The organism is Pseudomonas sp. B22129 (genome assembly GCF_044218875.1).
Lineage (GTDB): Bacteria > Pseudomonadota > Gammaproteobacteria > Pseudomonadales > Pseudomonadaceae > Aquipseudomonas.
In genome coordinates, this window is the sequence record NZ_CP162592.1 from 2,927,583 (window position 1) to 2,943,247 (window position 15,665).

A 15,665-nucleotide genomic window follows, 5' to 3' on the forward strand; every position below is an offset into this window, starting at 1 on the left:
TGAGGTTTGCGCCATTTTTTCATCCCCCTTTTCGAGGACCTGAATCATGTTGAAAGGCTACGGGGCCGTCATCCTCGATGGCGCATGGTTGACGCTTCAGCTCGCCTTGTCGTCCATGGCCTTGGCCATCGTTCTGGGGCTGATCGGGGTCGCGTTACGCCTGTCGCCGGTGCGCTGGCTGGCCTGGCTGGGTGACCTGTACTCCACGGTGATCCGCGGGATCCCGGACCTGGTGCTGATCCTGCTGATTTTCTACGGCGGTCAGGACCTGCTCAACCGCGTCGCGCCGATGCTCGGCTACGACGACTATATCGACTTGAACCCCTTGGCCGCCGGTATCGGCACCCTGGGTTTCATCTTTGGCGCCTACCTGTCGGAAACCTTCCGTGGCGCCTTCATGGCCATTCCCAAGGGCCAGGCGGAAGCCGGCATGGCGTATGGTATGAGCCCCTTCCAGGTGTTTTTCCGGGTGATGGTGCCGCAGATGATTCGGCTGGCAATCCCCGGGTTTACCAACAACTGGCTGGTGTTGACCAAGGCCACCGCGCTGATTTCGGTGGTGGGCCTGCAAGACATGATGTTCAAGGCCAAGCAGGCGGCAGACGCCACCCGCGAGCCTTTTACCTTCTTCCTCGCAGTGGCGGCGATGTACCTGGTGATCACCAGCGTTTCGCTCCTGGCCCTGCGCTATCTTGAGAAGCGCTACTCGGTAGGCGTAAGGGCGGCTGATCTATGATCTTCGACTACAACGTCATTTGGGATGCCATGCCGCTGTACCTCGGCGGCTTGCTGACCACCCTGAAACTGCTCGCCATTTCGCTGTTCTTCGGCCTGCTCGCTGCCTTGCCCCTGGGTTTGATGCGGGTATCCAAGCAGCCGGCCGTCAACGGCGCAGCGTGGCTGTTCACCTATGTCATTCGCGGCACGCCGATGCTGGTGCAGCTGTTTTTGATCTATTACGGCCTGGCCCAGTTCGACGCGGTGCGCGAAAGCTTCCTGTGGCCGTTGCTGTCCAGCGCCACGTTCTGCGCGTGCCTGGCCTTTGCGATCAACACCAGCGCCTACACCGCCGAGATCATCGCCGGCAGCCTCAAGGCCACGCCCAATGGCGAGATCGAAGCGGCCAAGGCCATGGGCATGTCACGTTACAAGCTGTACCGCCGCATCCTGTTGCCGTCGGCCCTGCGCCGCGCGCTGCCGCAGTACAGCAACGAAGTGATTATGATGCTGCAGACCACGAGCCTTGCGTCCATCGTGACCCTGATCGACATCACCGGTGCCGCGCGCACGGTGAACGCCCAGTTTTACTTGCCCTTTGAAGCCTATATCACCGCCGGCGCGTTCTACCTGTGCCTGACCTTCATTCTGGTGCGCTTGTTCAAGTTGGCCGAAGGCCGCTGGCTGAGCTACCTGGCCCCACGGAAGCATTGATATGGAACGCATCGATCACCTGTTGCCCTGGGGTCACCTGGGCTGCGAGCGCCAACTGAGCGTGTTTCGTTTCGGCAGCGGCGAGCGCAAGGCGTATATCCAGGCCAGCCTGCACGCCGACGAACTGCCGGGGATGCGCGCGGCCTGGGAGCTGAAAAAGCGCCTGGCCGAACTGGAAGCGCAAGGCGCCCTCAATGGCGTGATCGAACTGGTGCCGGTGGCCAACCCGATGGGCCTGGGCCAGTTGCTGCAAGGCAGCCACCAGGGGCGTTTCGAAGTGGGCAGCGGCAAGAATTTCAACCGTGACTTCGTAGAGTTGAGCGAGCCGGTTGCCAAGCGGCTCGACGGCAAGCTGGGCGATGACCCGCACGCCAACGTGCGCATGATTCGCCAGGCGATGACCGATGCGCTCAACGCATTGCCTGCGCCGAGCAGCCAATTGCAGGGCATGCAACGTGTGTTGCTGAGCCACGCCTGCACCGCCGATGTGGTTCTCGACCTGCATTGCGACTGCGAAGCCGCGCTGCACATGTACGCGCTGCCCCAACACTGGCCGCAGTGGCGCTCGCTGGCCGCGCATTTGAATGTGAAAGTCGGCCTGCTGGCGGAAGACTCCGGCGGCAGTTCGTTCGATGAAGCCTGTTCTACACCCTGGTTACGTTTGGCCAAATCCTTTCCGGCGGCGCAGATTCCGCTGGCGTGCCTGGCGACGACGATGGAGCTGGGTGGCCAATCCGATACCGGGCGTGACGCGGCTATTTTCCATGCCGAGGGCATCCTGGCGTTTCTTGCCGAACAAGGCCTGATCAAGGGGGAGTGGCCAGCGCCACAGTATGAGCCTTGTGAAGGTATGCCGTTTGAAGGCACCGAAATGTTGTTCGCCCCCCATGCTGGCGTCATCAGTTTTCTGCGCACGCCGGGCGAATGGGTAGAGGCGGGCGATGAGATTTTTGAAGTGATAGACCCCTTGTCCGACCAGGTCAGCGTCGTCTGCGCCGGTACGGCCGGCGTGCTGTTTGCCGTGGAACGGCTGCGTTATGCCCAAGCAGGTTTTTGGCTGGCCAAGGTCGCAGGGCGTGAAGCCCTGCGCCATGGCAATTTGCTGAATGACTGACCCACTGTTTTTGTGAGAACCGACCGCATGTACAAACTTGAAGTCCAAGACCTGCATAAACGCTATGGCAGTCATGAAGTGCTCAAAGGTGTGTCCCTGGCCGCCGCGGCCGGTGATGTGATCAGCATCATCGGTTCCAGTGGTTCGGGCAAAAGTACCTTTTTGCGCTGCATCAACCTGCTGGAGCAACCCCACGCCGGCAAGATTCTGCTCAACAACGAAGAGCTGAAACTGGTGGCCAACAAGGACGGCGCCATGAAGGCGGCCGACCCGAAACAGCTGCAGCGCATGCGCTCGCGCCTGTCGATGGTGTTCCAGCATTTCAACCTGTGGTCGCACATGACCGCGCTTGAAAACGTGATGGAAGCGCCGGTGCACGTGTTGGGCATGTCGAAAAAAGACGCGCGTGAAAAGGCCGAGCATTACCTGGCCAAAGTTGGCGTGGGCCATCGCAAGGATGCGTTCCCCGGCCACATGTCCGGCGGCGAGCAGCAGCGCGTGGCGATTGCCCGTGCCCTGGCGATGGAGCCCGAGGTGATGCTGTTCGACGAACCGACCTCGGCGCTGGACCCGGAACTGGTGGGCGAAGTGCTCAAGGTGATGCAGGACCTGGCCCAGGAAGGCCGCACCATGGTGGTGGTGACCCACGAAATGGGCTTTGCCCGTGAAGTGTCGAACCAGTTGGTGTTCTTGCACAAAGGCATTGTTGAAGAGCGTGGCAACCCGCGTGAAGTGCTGGTCAATCCCCAGTCCGAGCGCCTTCAGCAGTTCCTCTCTGGCAGCTTGAAATAGTGCCCCTGTGGGAGCGGGCTTGCTCGCGAATGCGGTGTTCCAGCTGCGCATGAGTTGACTGACACACCGCATTCGCGAGCAAGCCCGCTCCCACATTGGATTTTCATCGTTTTTGAGATTTGTTTTGGTTTCCGGGCTAGCATTGGCCTTTGTCTTCATTACCGTTACTCGCTTCGGATAGCACTCCATGACCGCCCATAAAATTGGTTTCCTGATTTGGCCCAGCACAAAAGCCCTGACGCTTGCGCTGGCTGAGGAGGCCTTGCGCGTTGCTCAGCGGGTGCATCCGGACGTGGTCTACGAGTTGTCGTTCCTGCTCGCCGAGCCGCCCATCGAAGGCGCCTGGCAACTGCCGGGTGAGCCGTGGGCCGGCAAGCTTGAAGGCTTCCAGAAGCTGTTCCTGCTGGCGGACGAACCGCCGACCGTTATCGCCTCGCAACTGAGCACCGCGCTCAAACAGCTGGTACGCGCCGGCTGTGTGATTGGCGGTTTGTCTGCCGGTGTTTATCCGCTGGCCCAGTTGGGTTTGCTGGATGGCTACCGCGCCGCCGTGCACTGGCGCTGGCAGGACGATTTCGCCGAACGCTTCCCCAAGGTCATCGCCACCAGCCACCTGTTTGACTGGGACCGCGACCGCCTGACCGCCTGCGGTGGCATGTCGGTACTCGATTTGCTGCTGGCGGTACTGGCCCGTGACCACGGCGCCGAACTGGCCGGTGCGGTATCCGAAGAACTGGTCGTTGAGCGCATCCGCGAAGGCGGCGAGCGCCAACGCATTCCCCTGCAAAACCGCCTGGGCTCCAGCCATCCAAAGCTGACTCAGGCCGTTCTGCTGATGGAAGCCAACATCGAAGAACCGCTGACCACCGACGAAATCGCCCAGCACGTGTGTGTGTCGCGACGACAACTCGAACGCATCTTCAAGCAATACCTCAACCGCGTCCCGAGCCAGTACTACCTGGAGCTGCGCCTGAACAAGGCGCGCCAGATGCTCATGCAAACCAGCAAGTCGATCATCCAGATCGGCCTGTCGTGCGGCTTCTCGTCGGGGCCGCACTTTTCCAGCGCCTACCGCAATTTTTTCGGCGCCACCCCCCGTGAAGACCGCAACCAGCGGCGCAGCAGCAGCCCGTTCGAACTGTCGTCGGTGCCCGCCGAACGCGGCTGATCTTTATTCCTCCATGGGTTCCTCAGGTTGTGGAACCAGGACGTCACCGTTGCCCTCCAGGGTGATTTCAACAATCTGAAAGTCGATCCCGGTGCGCAGGTAGTACGCCCGCAGCCGCCTGAGGCTGGCCAGTGACCAGGGGTTGCCCCTGAAGTCGGAGTCGTCGTCGAACGTTTGCTGGCCTTCCAACAGTGCCGCCGGAACCTCGCGAATCTGGTTGCCGCTCAGGTCCAGGTTGTGGAGTTCGGGCAGCAGGAACACACCGGCGGGCATTTCGCTGATCTGCGTGTTGGGCAAGTGCAGGGAGTTCAACTGTTGCAGTTGGCTGACGTCAGGCGCATGGCCCAGCGGGTTATTGCTCAGGTCCAGGTATTCCAGCGTGTGCAGGTCACTGATGGCGCGGGCCTCGGCGGGCGACAGGCGGATGGCGCAGTCAGACAGGTCAAGGGTGGCGAGCCCGGGCATGCTGAAGAGCGCCGAGGGCAGTTTATTCAGTGTGCAGTGGCTCACGATCAGGGTTTGCAGCGCGGTGAAGCGGCTGAGCGTGCCGTCCATGCCCGTCAGGGTAAAAGTGCCCTTGAGCTCAAACGAGGTGACGTGCTCGAAGCTCGCCCGCAGGTCTGGCAAGGCGCCGATAATGGGGGTGTCCAGCACCAGCGCGTAGGACGTGCGATCGTCGAGGCTTTCCCCGTCTTCCGGGATCTCACGGCGCCAGGCCCTTTGCAGTTGGTCCTTGATGCGGTTGCGGTTGGCTTCTTCCTGGATGCGCGTGATGTCATCCAGGGCTCCGCCCAGCAGCGGGTGCTGCGCAGGTGCGTCATTGACCCAGCGTTGCAGGTCGGCGACCAACTGCTGGTAGTCGGCCTCAAGGGTGCCGAGGGCGGTATCAATGTCATCCAGGCTGCCGGGCAGCCCGAATACGATGCGGTTCAGTTCTTTTTCGTTGTCCTTTTCTCTGTCTTTCACGTTCGGGTACAGGCGCCTGGCCCGTTCACGCTGGGCGATGGGCACCTGAATATTGAAAAACTCGCCCGTACGCTGGCAGTGGCGTTTGACTTGCTCCAGCGCCGGCCGTGCCAGCGGGTTGGCGGCCAGGTCAAACGCCTGGGCGAGGTTGGCCGGCAGAGCGAGCAGCTCGGCAGGCACCTGCTCGATGGCGTTATGGCTGAGTTTGATGATCTGGCGCGGGGTCTGCGTCAACAGGCTTGTCGGCACTTCGGTCAGCCCGGTGCGTTGTAGCAGCAGCGTGACCAGGTTCGGCATGCGGCTGAAGTCCGGCAGCTCGCCCACGGGGTTGCCGACCAGGCTCAGGTGCTTGAGTTGAGGCATGCGCTCCAGGCTCGCCCGGCTGTCGGCCGACAGGGTAATGGCGCAGTTTTCGAGTTCCAGGAACCACAGCTTGCGCAGCGTGAAAACGGCGTGGGGAATGTCGTTCAGCGTCGCCCGGTTGAGGTTCAGTACCTGCACATTGGGGAAGCTGCCCAGAAAACTGTCGATGTTGATTGGGGCGTCGTTGTCTTCGATCATCAGCCAGGAAATATGCCGAAACGCTGCGTCGAGGGTCGGCAGCTCGCCGGCCATGTAGCGCGTGATGATCAAGGAGTGGGGTTGGCGGCTACCCTCGGTCAGCTCGTGCCGCCAACTGCTTTCCAGCAGCCGGCGCAGCGCGATTCGCCTGGCGAATTCCTCCGGTGCGAGCCCGGGTGCCTGCTCCCATTGTGCGAGTTGGGTTTGCAGGGTTTGCAGTTCCGCCGCCAGGCGGGCGAGTTCGACCTGGCCGGCTTCAAGCGTACCCGGCAGGCCGTAGATCAATCGGCTGAGTTCCTTGCGGTTCATGCTCGGGTACAGCCTGTGCGCATCGCGCAAGTCACTCGCAGGCGCGTCGATTTCAAAGTAGGTGCCATGGTGATGGAAGTAGGTTTTGGCCTCTTCCATGGCGGTGCGTGACAGTGGGTTGCCACCCAGGTCGTATTTGTCGCCCACCTCCGGTGCAGAGGTGAACAGCGCGGCGGGCAGCTCGCGGATCCGGTTGTCGTTGAGCAGGGCCACTTGCAGTTCGGGATGATTCAGCAGGCCTTGCGGGAATTGCTCGATAGCGGTGTGGGACAGGTCGAGGTGGATCAGGTGGGGCATGGCCTCGACACTTGGCGCGAGCCCCAGTGGGTTGTTATGCAGCGTCAGCGATTGCAGGCGTTGCAGCCCACTGATACGCGACTGGGTGGCGGGTGTCAGCCGCAGGTTGCAGTTGCTCAGGCTCAGGGTGTTCAAGCGTGGCAGATTGAAAATTGCCTCCGGTGGGGTGCCCAGGTTGAAGCCTTGGATGGTCAGATGCCGCAGCCGTTGAAACCGGCCCAGGAATGCATCGGCGCCCAGGGTTTGCGGATAGCCGCTCAGGGTCAGCAGCGACACATGCTCGAAGTTCGCCGTCAGTGCCGGCAAGCTGGCGAGGGTGGGGTATTCCAGGCGCAGGGTGTGGCCATCTACCGCGGGGTCATCGAAGTAATGGTCCACCTCGGTTTCGCGGCGCCAGCAGCGGCGCAATTCCTTGGCGGTCTTTTTCCGGTTGCGCCGTTCATTGCGTGCGTCATTCGACGAAAGGGGCTGCCCGGTGTCGGGGTGGTTGTCGAGGGGCTGCTGCTCCCAGGTGGTCAGGTCGCGGTCCAGTTGGCGGTATTCCTCGGCCAGCGCCGCGAGGTTGTTGGCGGTGCCGCCGGGCTGGTTGTGCAGGTGGTTGAGCAAATCGGCGATCTGCTGCTGATTGATCTGCGGGAACAATGCGGCAGCCCGCTCTTCCAGGCTCGGTAGCTGCGCAGCCCGTGCCGTCAAGGCCGGATAGCCGCTGTCACTGCCCAGGTGGCGCAGGGTTTCCCGGGGCGGTGGGCGCAGGGCGTCGCCTCCCAGAACCTGGCGCAGTTCGTCGCGTTTGAGCGGGTTGTGGCGCAAGCGTTGTTTGAGCAGGGAGCCTTGGCCGATACCGATACCCAGGGCGTCGCGCTGGGCATCGGGCAACGCATTGAGAATGGCGGTGTACAAATCGGTTTCGCCGAACAGCGGGCCCTGGTCGTCATGGGGCACATAACGGCCGGCGGCGGTGCGCACCAGCGTACGCCGGATCGGTGCTTCCTGTGGGCCAACTTGCAGCCAGCCCGGGGCTGCCGGGTCAAGGTGCGTGGCTTGCAGGCGTACCAGGCCAGACCAGCCCGGTAGCAGTTTCAGTGTGTTCAAGGCCAGGCGCTCGCTGTCGATATTCGGTGCGCTCGCCACGTGCAGGCCATCGTAGGCACGATTGAGCCGCACTTCGGCCAGGGCGTCTTCGGCCAAATGAGCCAGGCGCGGTGGTGTGCGCTGGGCGTCCAGTTCTTCCAGCTCGGCGGCGCTGGCCTGGTCCAGCAAGCGGGTGATGACCTTGGCGGGCAGGCCGGGAGCAGTTTGCATCATTTGTTGAGTGTGCCCGTCCGGCGACGGTTGCAGTTGGGCGTAGTGCGTGTCGAACAGCTCGGTGCGATGGGCCTCGGCCAGCCGCGCCAGTTTTTTGCGCAACTGCTTTACGCGGTTGTCCAGGCTCAGTTGCGGGTCGGCGGCGCGTTCGCCGAACTGGGCGCGGATTTCCTCAGGGCTCAGGGTTTGCAGCACGGTCTTGAGCAACTCACCATTGGCCAGTTGCGCCTCGTGCACTTGCACCACGGGCTGGTTCATGTCGCCGAACGTCCACACCGTGTTGCCCGCCGCATCCAGCATGCGCAGGGCACGGGTTGCGGGCCAGCCGCCGTAGGCGGTGAGCACGTGGAGCAAGTCCTGCGGGTCGATGTGTGCGTGTTGCGCGGGGTCGTCGCTGTCCAGGCGTTCGATCAGGGTGTTCAGGTCGCGGTCGATGCGCAGGCGGTCGAAGGTGTCGTCCAGCAGTGGGGGCACGGGGTCGCCGCGTACGTGCATCTTGCGCAACGCGTTTTCAGGCGTGCCGCTGAGGTCCAGTGCCAACTGCCGGTCGGCCTCGCTCAGCTGGCTGACACCCTGGCCGAGGCGGCGTAACAGGGTTGGCTGGTCCCAGCGCAATGGCGAATCCAGCTCGGAGTGCCAGGCGCCGGCGCCGTTGTGTTGCAGGCGCGGGGTATAGGCATCAGACCGGGTCGGGTGCTTGATCACATAGCGGTCATCGGCGGTTTTTTGCACCGCGTAAAGGTGGTTTTCCAGGGGCAGTATCGATTCGCCACGCACCGAATTCAGGCCTTGCGCATCGGTCCCTAGCCGGGCAGGCACGGTGATGTCTTGTCGATAGGCGGTGAGGTCGGGTTTCCAGTAACGCTTGGCGCCATTGGCGAGGGTGACGGGTTTGAACCGGTCGATAAATGCCAGCACGTCTGCGGGCAGCACCTTGCGCAATTCGGCGGCGCCAATCGTACTGCCTGCGCCAAACGCACCCAGTTGGACCAGTGACTGCAGCACGCTCATCAAGTGGCCGAACGCTTCCTGGGGCAAACCCTCAGCCCAGTCGACAATGCCTTCGAACACTTCATCGAGCAATTGCCAGGCCATGTAACCCAGCATTAACTCCCCCAACCCGGGAATAAACGGCGCAACGATCAGCAGTGCGGTGTTGAGGATTGAGGAGGCCACGTTCACAAACGAGTCCCACAGCGCCCAGCGTGCGTTCCGGTCGACCGTGGCCGTGGACACCGCCTGGGTGCGGGCGTCGTTGAGTATCTTGTTGAGTTTTTGCTGGTAGAGCGCGTGCCATACATCGCCCTGAATGGGCGTGGCGACAAATTGCAGCTTGGGGTCGTCAGTCGGCTCTTTGCGCCATGCTGCCAAGCCGCTGCCGTATTCAGGCGGGTGCCATTTGATCCGCGCCAGGCGCTGGCTCAAGTTGGCGAAAAACAGCCCGCGGTGTTCGTGGGCCACGAAACGGCTGAAAAACGTCTGGTAGTCCGGTTCGCGCAGCTGCCGGGTGAGTGCCTGTTTGAATGCCAATGCTGACGCATATTCCTTGAGTGGGTGTTGCGGGTCGTCCGGCACGTAGGCGACCAGGCGTTGCACCGAGCGGGTAGTTTCAAGGTTGGGGGCCAGCAGCAGGATGCCTGTCAGCGGCGCATCCATCATTTGTAGCGTGTGGCCGCGCAAGGCCAGGTTGCTGCGGCCTTGCAGCAGGCCTTCGACCTCACGCGCGAAGTCTTCCTGGATATCCCCGCGCTGGCGGGCCAGCTGCAAGGCTGCGCGCAGGGCGGCTTTCTGGCTGGCATCGACCTTGGTTTGCAGCACGGCCGCGCTGACCGGTTCGCTCTGGCCCAGTTGCGTGCTTAGGTACGTCTGGTACTGCGCGCCGATATCCAGCTCACGGCACAGACCGGTGAACGTGGCAATGCCGAGGGTTTGGCGAAGGTCGGGCAGGGTGTCGAACTGGCCGTTGGCGTCTGGTTGGGTGATGAAGGTCGAGTCGGCCTCAAAAGCGCCCGCGAGGGTTTCGCCGTGCTCGAAGTTGTGCAGGGCGGCGTCCAGCAGCGACACGGTCCAGGTGCGCGCGGCGCCAGTGGGAATCGAAAACCACGGCACATGCTGGGGGATATAGAGGCGCAGGTAGACGGTTTCGCTGTCAAGCACCAGGCCATAGCGGGTCTTCAGGGCTTCCTCCAGCAGTGTGCGAGCGAACACCCGTGGGCCCTGCACCTGTTTGAGCGCGTCATCCACAGCAGTTTGCGCGCGCCCGTGCACGTCGCTCAGGCGCTTGAACTCGGCCTGTGTGGGGTGCGGTTGCGGTGTGGTCTGGGCCAGGGCCTGTTGCCGGGCGCTTGAAGCCTGGCCGAGCCACGGCGGAATGGCGTTTGTCAGAAGGTCGTAATGGCTGTCCGGCTGGCCGGCGTCGTGGGGGGCGGAGGGCGTACTCATGCGGAATCTCTGATAGGCAGGAAAGCACATCAGTAGATCAGCGCGTTTCGCGCCGCCGGCTCTAGATAGTTAGTTTAAACTGCGCCATTGCGATGCTATTTGTCGCATTGGCGTAAACCCGCCAAAATCGCGGGTTGGCGCTATAAGAAGTTGTCGCTTGGCGGCAAGGCCGCGCTGAAAACTGTCCTTACAATCCCTGCATCGCCCGCCAGTTCCAGGCAGGCGTTCCTCTTCAGGAGACTCCGATGTCCGTTGAGCAAGCCCCGGTGCAACGTGCCGATTTCGACCAGGTCATGGTGCCTAACTACGCCCCGGCCGCATTCATCCCTGTGCGTGGCGAAGGTTCGCGCGTGTGGGACCAGGCGGGCCGCGAGCTGATCGACTTTGCCGGCGGCATCGCGGTCAACGTATTGGGCCACGCCCACCCGGCGCTGGTCGGTGCATTGACCGAACAGGCCAACAAACTGTGGCATGTCTCCAACGTCTTCACCAATGAGCCGGCCCTGCGCCTGGCGCACAAGCTGATCGACGCCACCTTTGCCGAGCGCGTGTTTTTCTGCAACTCCGGCGCCGAAGCCAACGAGGCCGCCTTCAAGCTGGCCCGTCGCGTCGCGTTCGACCGTTTCGGCACCGAGAAATACGAAATCATCGCCGCGCTGAACAGCTTCCACGGCCGTACCCTGTTCACCGTCAACGTCGGTGGCCAGTCCAAGTACTCCGATGGTTTCGGGCCGAAAATCACCGGCATCACCCACGTGCCTTACAACGACCTGGACGCGCTGAAAGCGGCCGTTTCGGACAAGACCTGCGCCGTGGTGCTGGAACCGATCCAGGGCGAAGGCGGCGTGTTGCCGGCCGAGCTGGCTTACCTGCAAGGCGCCCGCGAACTGTGCGACGCGAACAACGCATTGCTGGTGTTTGACGAAGTGCAGACCGGCATGGGCCGCAGCGGCCACCTGTTCGCGTATCAACATTACGGCGTGGTGCCGGACATTCTCACCAGCGCCAAGAGCCTGGGCGGTGGTTTCCCGATTGCGGCCATGCTCACCCGTGAAGACCTGGCCAAGCACCTGGTGGTCGGCACCCACGGCACCACTTACGGCGGCAACCCGCTGGCGTGCGCGGTGGCCGAGGCGGTGATTGACGTGATCAACACCCCTGAAGTACTGGCCGGTGTGAACGCCAAACACGACCTGTTCAAGGCGCGCCTGGAACAGATCGGCAAGCAATACGGCATCTTCACCGAAGTGCGCGGCATGGGCCTGCTGATCGGTTGCGTGCTTAGCGATGCCTTCAAAGGCAAAGCCAAGGACGTGTTCAACGCGGCCGAGAAAGAAAACCTGATGATCCTGCAAGCCGGCCCGGACGTGGTGCGTTTCGCACCGAGCCTGGTGGTGGAAGAGGCGGACATCCAGGAAGGTCTGGACCGTTTTGAGCGGGCTGTGAAGGCGCTGACGCAAGGCTGATGGACCGCTCGGCGTCCGAGCGATCGGGCGTCGAACACAAATTCTAAACGCCGGACTGGATCAAATGTGGGAGCCGCTTGTGTGGCGAGGGAGCTTGCTCCCGCTGGAGTGCGAAGCGCTCCCAAGCTTTTTTTGGGGCCGCTGCGCAGCCCAGCGGGAGCAAGCTCCCTCGCCACACAAACCCGCTCCGAATCAGAGTCTGTCCGGCATTTTTCCCTCTGTGAGTTTTTCGAGTTAAGGAGTGACACCATGCTGGTGATGCGCCCCGCGCAAATGGCTGACCTGGGCGAGGTACAGCGTCTGGCTGCGGACAGCCCGATTGGTGTCACCTCCTTGCCGGACGACGTGGAACGCCTGAGCGACAAGATCGCCGCCAGCGAAGCGTCCTTCGCGGCCGAGGTCAGTTTCAACGGTGAAGAAAGCTATTTCTTCGTGCTCGAAGACACCGAGACCGGCAAGCTCGCCGGCTGCTCGGCCATCGTCGCTTCGGCCGGTTACTCGGAGCCGTTCTACAGCTTCCGTAACGAGACCTTCGTGCACGCCTCGCGTGAGCTGAAGATTCACAACAAGATTCACGTGCTTTCCCAGTGCCACGACCTCACCGGCAACAGCCTGCTCACCAGTTTCTACGTAAAGCCCGAACTGGTCGGTTCGCCGTGGTCGGAACTCAATTCCCGTGGCCGCCTGCTGTTCGTCGCCAGCCACCCCGAACGCTTTGCCGACTCGGTGGTGACCGAGATCGTCGGCTACAGCGACGAGAACGGTGACTCGCCGTTCTGGGACGCCATCGGCCGCAACTTCTTCGACCTCAATTACGCCGCCGCCGAGCGCCTGTGCGGGCTGAAAAGCCGCACCTTCCTCGCCGAGCTGATGCCGCATTACCCGATCTACGTACCGCTGCTGCCGGACGAAGCCCAGGAAGCCATGGGCCAAGTGCACCCGCGTGCGCAGATCACCTTCGACATCCTGATGCGCGAAGGCTTTGAGACCGACCACTACATCGACATCTTCGACGGTGGCCCGACGCTGCATGCACGGGTCTCGGGCATCCGCTCGATCGCCCAGAGCCGCGTGGTGCCGGTGAAGATCGGCGAGATGGTCAAGGGGGCTGGGCGCCAGTACCTGGTGAGCAACGCTCAGTTGCAGGATTACCGCGCGGTGATGCTGGAACTGGACTATGCGCCGGGCAAACCGGTGACGCTGGACCTGGCAGCCGCCGAAGCGCTTGGCGTTGGCGAGGGCGCGAGTGTGCGCCTGGTCGCGGTTTAAAGAATTGGGTTTTGCGGGTGGCTGCCAAACAGCGGCCCGTCTGAGGAGATAGCATGATCGTTCGTCCCGTACGCAGCAGCGATTTACCAGCCCTGATTGATCTGGCGCGCAGCACCGGTACCGGCCTCACCACCTTGCCGGCCAATGAAGAGCGCCTGACCCACCGCGTGGGCTGGGCCGAGAAAACCTTTCGCGGCGATGCCGGGCGCGGTGATGCCGACTACCTGTTCGTGCTGGAAAACGACGAAGGTCGCGTGGTGGGCATTTCCGCCATTGCCGGCGCCGTCGGCCTGCGCGAGCCCTGGTACAACTTCCGGGTCGGCCTGACGGTCAGTGCCTCCCAGGAACTGAATATCTACCGCGAGATTCCGACGCTGTTTCTGGCCAACGACCTCACCGGCAATTCCGAGCTGTGCTCGTTGTTCCTGCACGCCGATTACCGCACCGGCCTCAACGGCCGCATGCTGGCCAAGGCGCGCATGCTGTTTATCGCCGAGTTCCCGCAACTGTTCGGCAACAAGATCATTGCCGAGATGCGCGGTGTGTCCAACGATGCCGGGCGTTCGCCGTTCTGGGAAAGCCTGGGCCGGCACTTCTTTAAAATGGAATTCAGCCAGGCTGATTACCTCACCGGCGTGGGCAACAAGGCGTTTATCGCCGAGCTGATGCCGAAGTTTCCGCTGTACAGCTGCTTCCTGTCCGAGGACGCGCGCAATGTGATCGGCAAGGTCCACCCGGACACCGAGCCGGCGCTGAGCATGCTCAAGAGCGAAGGGTTCAGCTACCAGGGCTATGTCGATATCTTCGACGCGGGACCTGCGGTGGAGTGTGAAACCTCCAAGATCCGTGCGGTGCGCGACAGCCAGTCGCTGGTGTTGGCCATCGGTACGCCGGGGGACGACGCCACGCCGTTCCTGATCCACAACCGCAAGCGCGAAGAGTGCCGCATTACCGCCGCACCGGCCCGTCTGGCGGCAGGCACGCTGGTGGTCGACCCACAGACCGCCAAACGTCTGCAACTGGTGGTGGGTGATCAAGTGCGTGCTGTTCCGTTGTCTGCTGCCCGGGAGTCCAAGTAATGAATTCGCTGTATATCGCAGGTAGCTGGCTGGCTGGCCAGGGTGAACTGTTTGAATCGCGCAACCCGGTGACCCAGCAGGTGCTGTGGGCCGGTAATGGCGCGAGCGCCGAACAGGTCGAGTCCGCCGTGCAGGCTGCGCGCCAAGCGTTTCCCGCCTGGGCCAAGCGTTCGCTGGAAGAGCGCATCGGCGTGCTGGAAACCTTCGCGGCCACGCTGAAAAGCCGCGCCGATGAAATCGCCCGCTGCATCGGTGAAGAAACCGGCAAGCCGCTGTGGGAATCGGCAACTGAAGTCACCAGCATGGCCAACAAGATTGCCATCTCGGTACAGAGCTACCGCGAGCGCACCGGCGAGAAGAGCGGCCCGTTGGGCGACGCCACCGCCGTATTGCGCCACAAGCCCCACGGCGTGGTGGCGGTGTTTGGCCCTTACAACTTCCCGGGCCACTTGCCGAACGGGCATATCGTTCCGGCGCTGCTGGCGGGTAACACCGTGTTGTTCAAGCCGAGCGAGCTGACCCCGAAAGTCGCCGAGCTGACGGTGCAATGCTGGATCGAAGCCGGTTTGCCGGCGGGCGTGCTGAACCTGCTGCAAGGCGCGCGGGAAACCGGTATTGCCCTGGCGGCCAACCCGGGTATCGACGGGTTGTTCTTCACCGGCTCCAGCCGCACCGGCAATCACCTGCACCAGCAATTCTCCGGGCGCCCGGACAAGATCCTCGCGCTGGAAATGGGCGGCAACAACCCGCTGGTGGTGGACGAAGTCGCCGACGTGGACGCGGCGGTCTACACAATCATTCAATCGGCGTTTATCTCCGCCGGCCAACGCTGTACCTGTGCCCGTCGCCTGCTGGTGCCGGAAGGCGCGTGGGGTGATGCGTTGCTGGCGCGCCTGGTGGCGGTCAGCTCGACCATCGAAGTGGGGGCATTTGATCAGCAACCCGCGCCGTTCATGGGGTCGGTGATTTCCCTCGCTGCGGCCAAGGCCTTGATGGACGCTCAGGAACTGATGCTGGCCAATGGCGCCGTGGCCCTGCTGGAAATGACTCAGCCACAGGACCAGGCGGCGTTGCTGACCCCGGGCATCATTGACGTGACCGGGGTGACCGAGCGCGAAGATGAAGAACTGTTTGGCCCGTTGTTGCAGGTGATCCGCTACGCTGATTTTGAAGCGGCGATTGCCGAGGCCAACAACACTCAGTACGGTTTGGCCGCTGGCTTGCTGTCGGACTCCGAAGCGCGTTACCAGCAGTTCTGGCTGGAAAGCCGCGCGGGGATCGTCAACTGGAACAAACAACTGACCGGCGCGGCCAGTACCGCTCCGTTTGGTGGGGTAGGGGCGTCGGGCAACCACCGCGCCAGTGCGTATTACGCGGCGGATTATTGTGCGTACCCGGTGGCCTCGCTGGAGACTCCAAGCCTGGTGGTCCCGGCAACGCTGACCCCCGGTGTAACACTCAAGTGA

The 15,665-nt window shown here is 62.6% G+C and carries 10 protein-coding genes; 9 read left to right on the forward strand and 1 reads right to left on the reverse strand.

Features of this window, described 5'->3' with window-relative positions; genetic code table 11:
- The first annotated feature begins 46 nt into the window (after window positions 1–46).
- The 5 genes from AB4P94_RS13455 (at window position 47) to AB4P94_RS13475 (ending at window position 4,505) form a co-directional block, all read left to right on the forward strand.
- Window positions 47–736, forward strand: coding sequence for an ABC transporter permease (locus AB4P94_RS13455; protein ID WP_395610925.1), 690 nt, complete (start codon window positions 47–49; stop codon window positions 734–736).
- Window positions 733–1,431 (forward strand): ABC transporter permease, encoded by a 699-nt coding sequence (locus AB4P94_RS13460; RefSeq protein ID WP_395610926.1) that lies wholly within the window; start codon window positions 733–735, stop codon window positions 1,429–1,431. Before AB4P94_RS13455 ends, AB4P94_RS13460 begins: the two co-directional genes overlap by 4 nt.
- A 1-nt stretch (window position 1,432) precedes the next feature.
- A complete protein-coding gene (locus tag AB4P94_RS13465) occupies window positions 1,433–2,545 on the forward strand; it encodes a M14 family metallopeptidase (protein ID WP_395610927.1) in 1,113 nt (370 codons plus the stop codon).
- 27 nt (window positions 2,546–2,572) lie between these two features.
- The gene (locus AB4P94_RS13470; protein ID WP_003214336.1) at window positions 2,573–3,337 is read left to right on the forward strand and encodes an ABC transporter ATP-binding protein; all 765 of its coding nucleotides are present in this window, start codon (window positions 2,573–2,575) and stop codon (window positions 3,335–3,337) included.
- Window positions 3,338–3,524: 187 nt separating this feature from the next.
- A complete protein-coding gene (locus AB4P94_RS13475) occupies window positions 3,525–4,505 on the forward strand; it encodes a GlxA family transcriptional regulator (protein ID WP_395610928.1) in 981 nt (326 codons plus the stop codon).
- A 3-nt stretch (window positions 4,506–4,508) separates the two neighbouring features.
- Here AB4P94_RS13475 and AB4P94_RS13480 read toward each other — a convergent pair whose 3' ends face one another.
- Window positions 4,509–10,385 carry a dermonecrotic toxin domain-containing protein gene (locus AB4P94_RS13480; protein ID WP_395610929.1) on the reverse strand — a complete coding sequence of 1,959 codons (5,877 nt, stop codon included), beginning with the start codon at window positions 10,383–10,385 and terminating at the stop codon, window positions 4,509–4,511.
- A gap of 245 nt (window positions 10,386–10,630) precedes the next feature.
- Here AB4P94_RS13480 and AB4P94_RS13485 point away from each other — a divergent pair, with 245 nt between their 5' ends.
- The 4 genes from AB4P94_RS13485 to astD all read left to right on the forward strand — a co-directional run bounded on the left by AB4P94_RS13485 (window position 10,631) and on the right by astD (window position 15,665).
- The gene (locus tag AB4P94_RS13485; protein WP_395610930.1) at window positions 10,631–11,851 is read left to right on the forward strand and encodes an aspartate aminotransferase family protein; all 1,221 of its coding nucleotides are present in this window, start codon (window positions 10,631–10,633) and stop codon (window positions 11,849–11,851) included.
- Between the two features lie 249 nt (window positions 11,852–12,100).
- Window positions 12,101–13,120, forward strand: a complete 1,020-nt coding sequence (gene aruF, locus AB4P94_RS13490; RefSeq protein ID WP_395610931.1) for an arginine/ornithine succinyltransferase subunit alpha — start codon at window positions 12,101–12,103, stop codon at window positions 13,118–13,120.
- A gap of 53 nt (window positions 13,121–13,173) precedes the next feature.
- Window positions 13,174–14,199, forward strand: a complete 1,026-nt coding sequence (astA, locus tag AB4P94_RS13495) for an arginine N-succinyltransferase (protein WP_078738706.1) — start codon at window positions 13,174–13,176, stop codon at window positions 14,197–14,199.
- On the forward strand, window positions 14,199–15,665 hold the full coding sequence (astD, locus tag AB4P94_RS13500) for a succinylglutamate-semialdehyde dehydrogenase (RefSeq protein ID WP_395610932.1): 1,467 nt from the start codon (window positions 14,199–14,201) through the stop codon (window positions 15,663–15,665). Before astA ends, astD begins: the two co-directional genes overlap by 1 nt.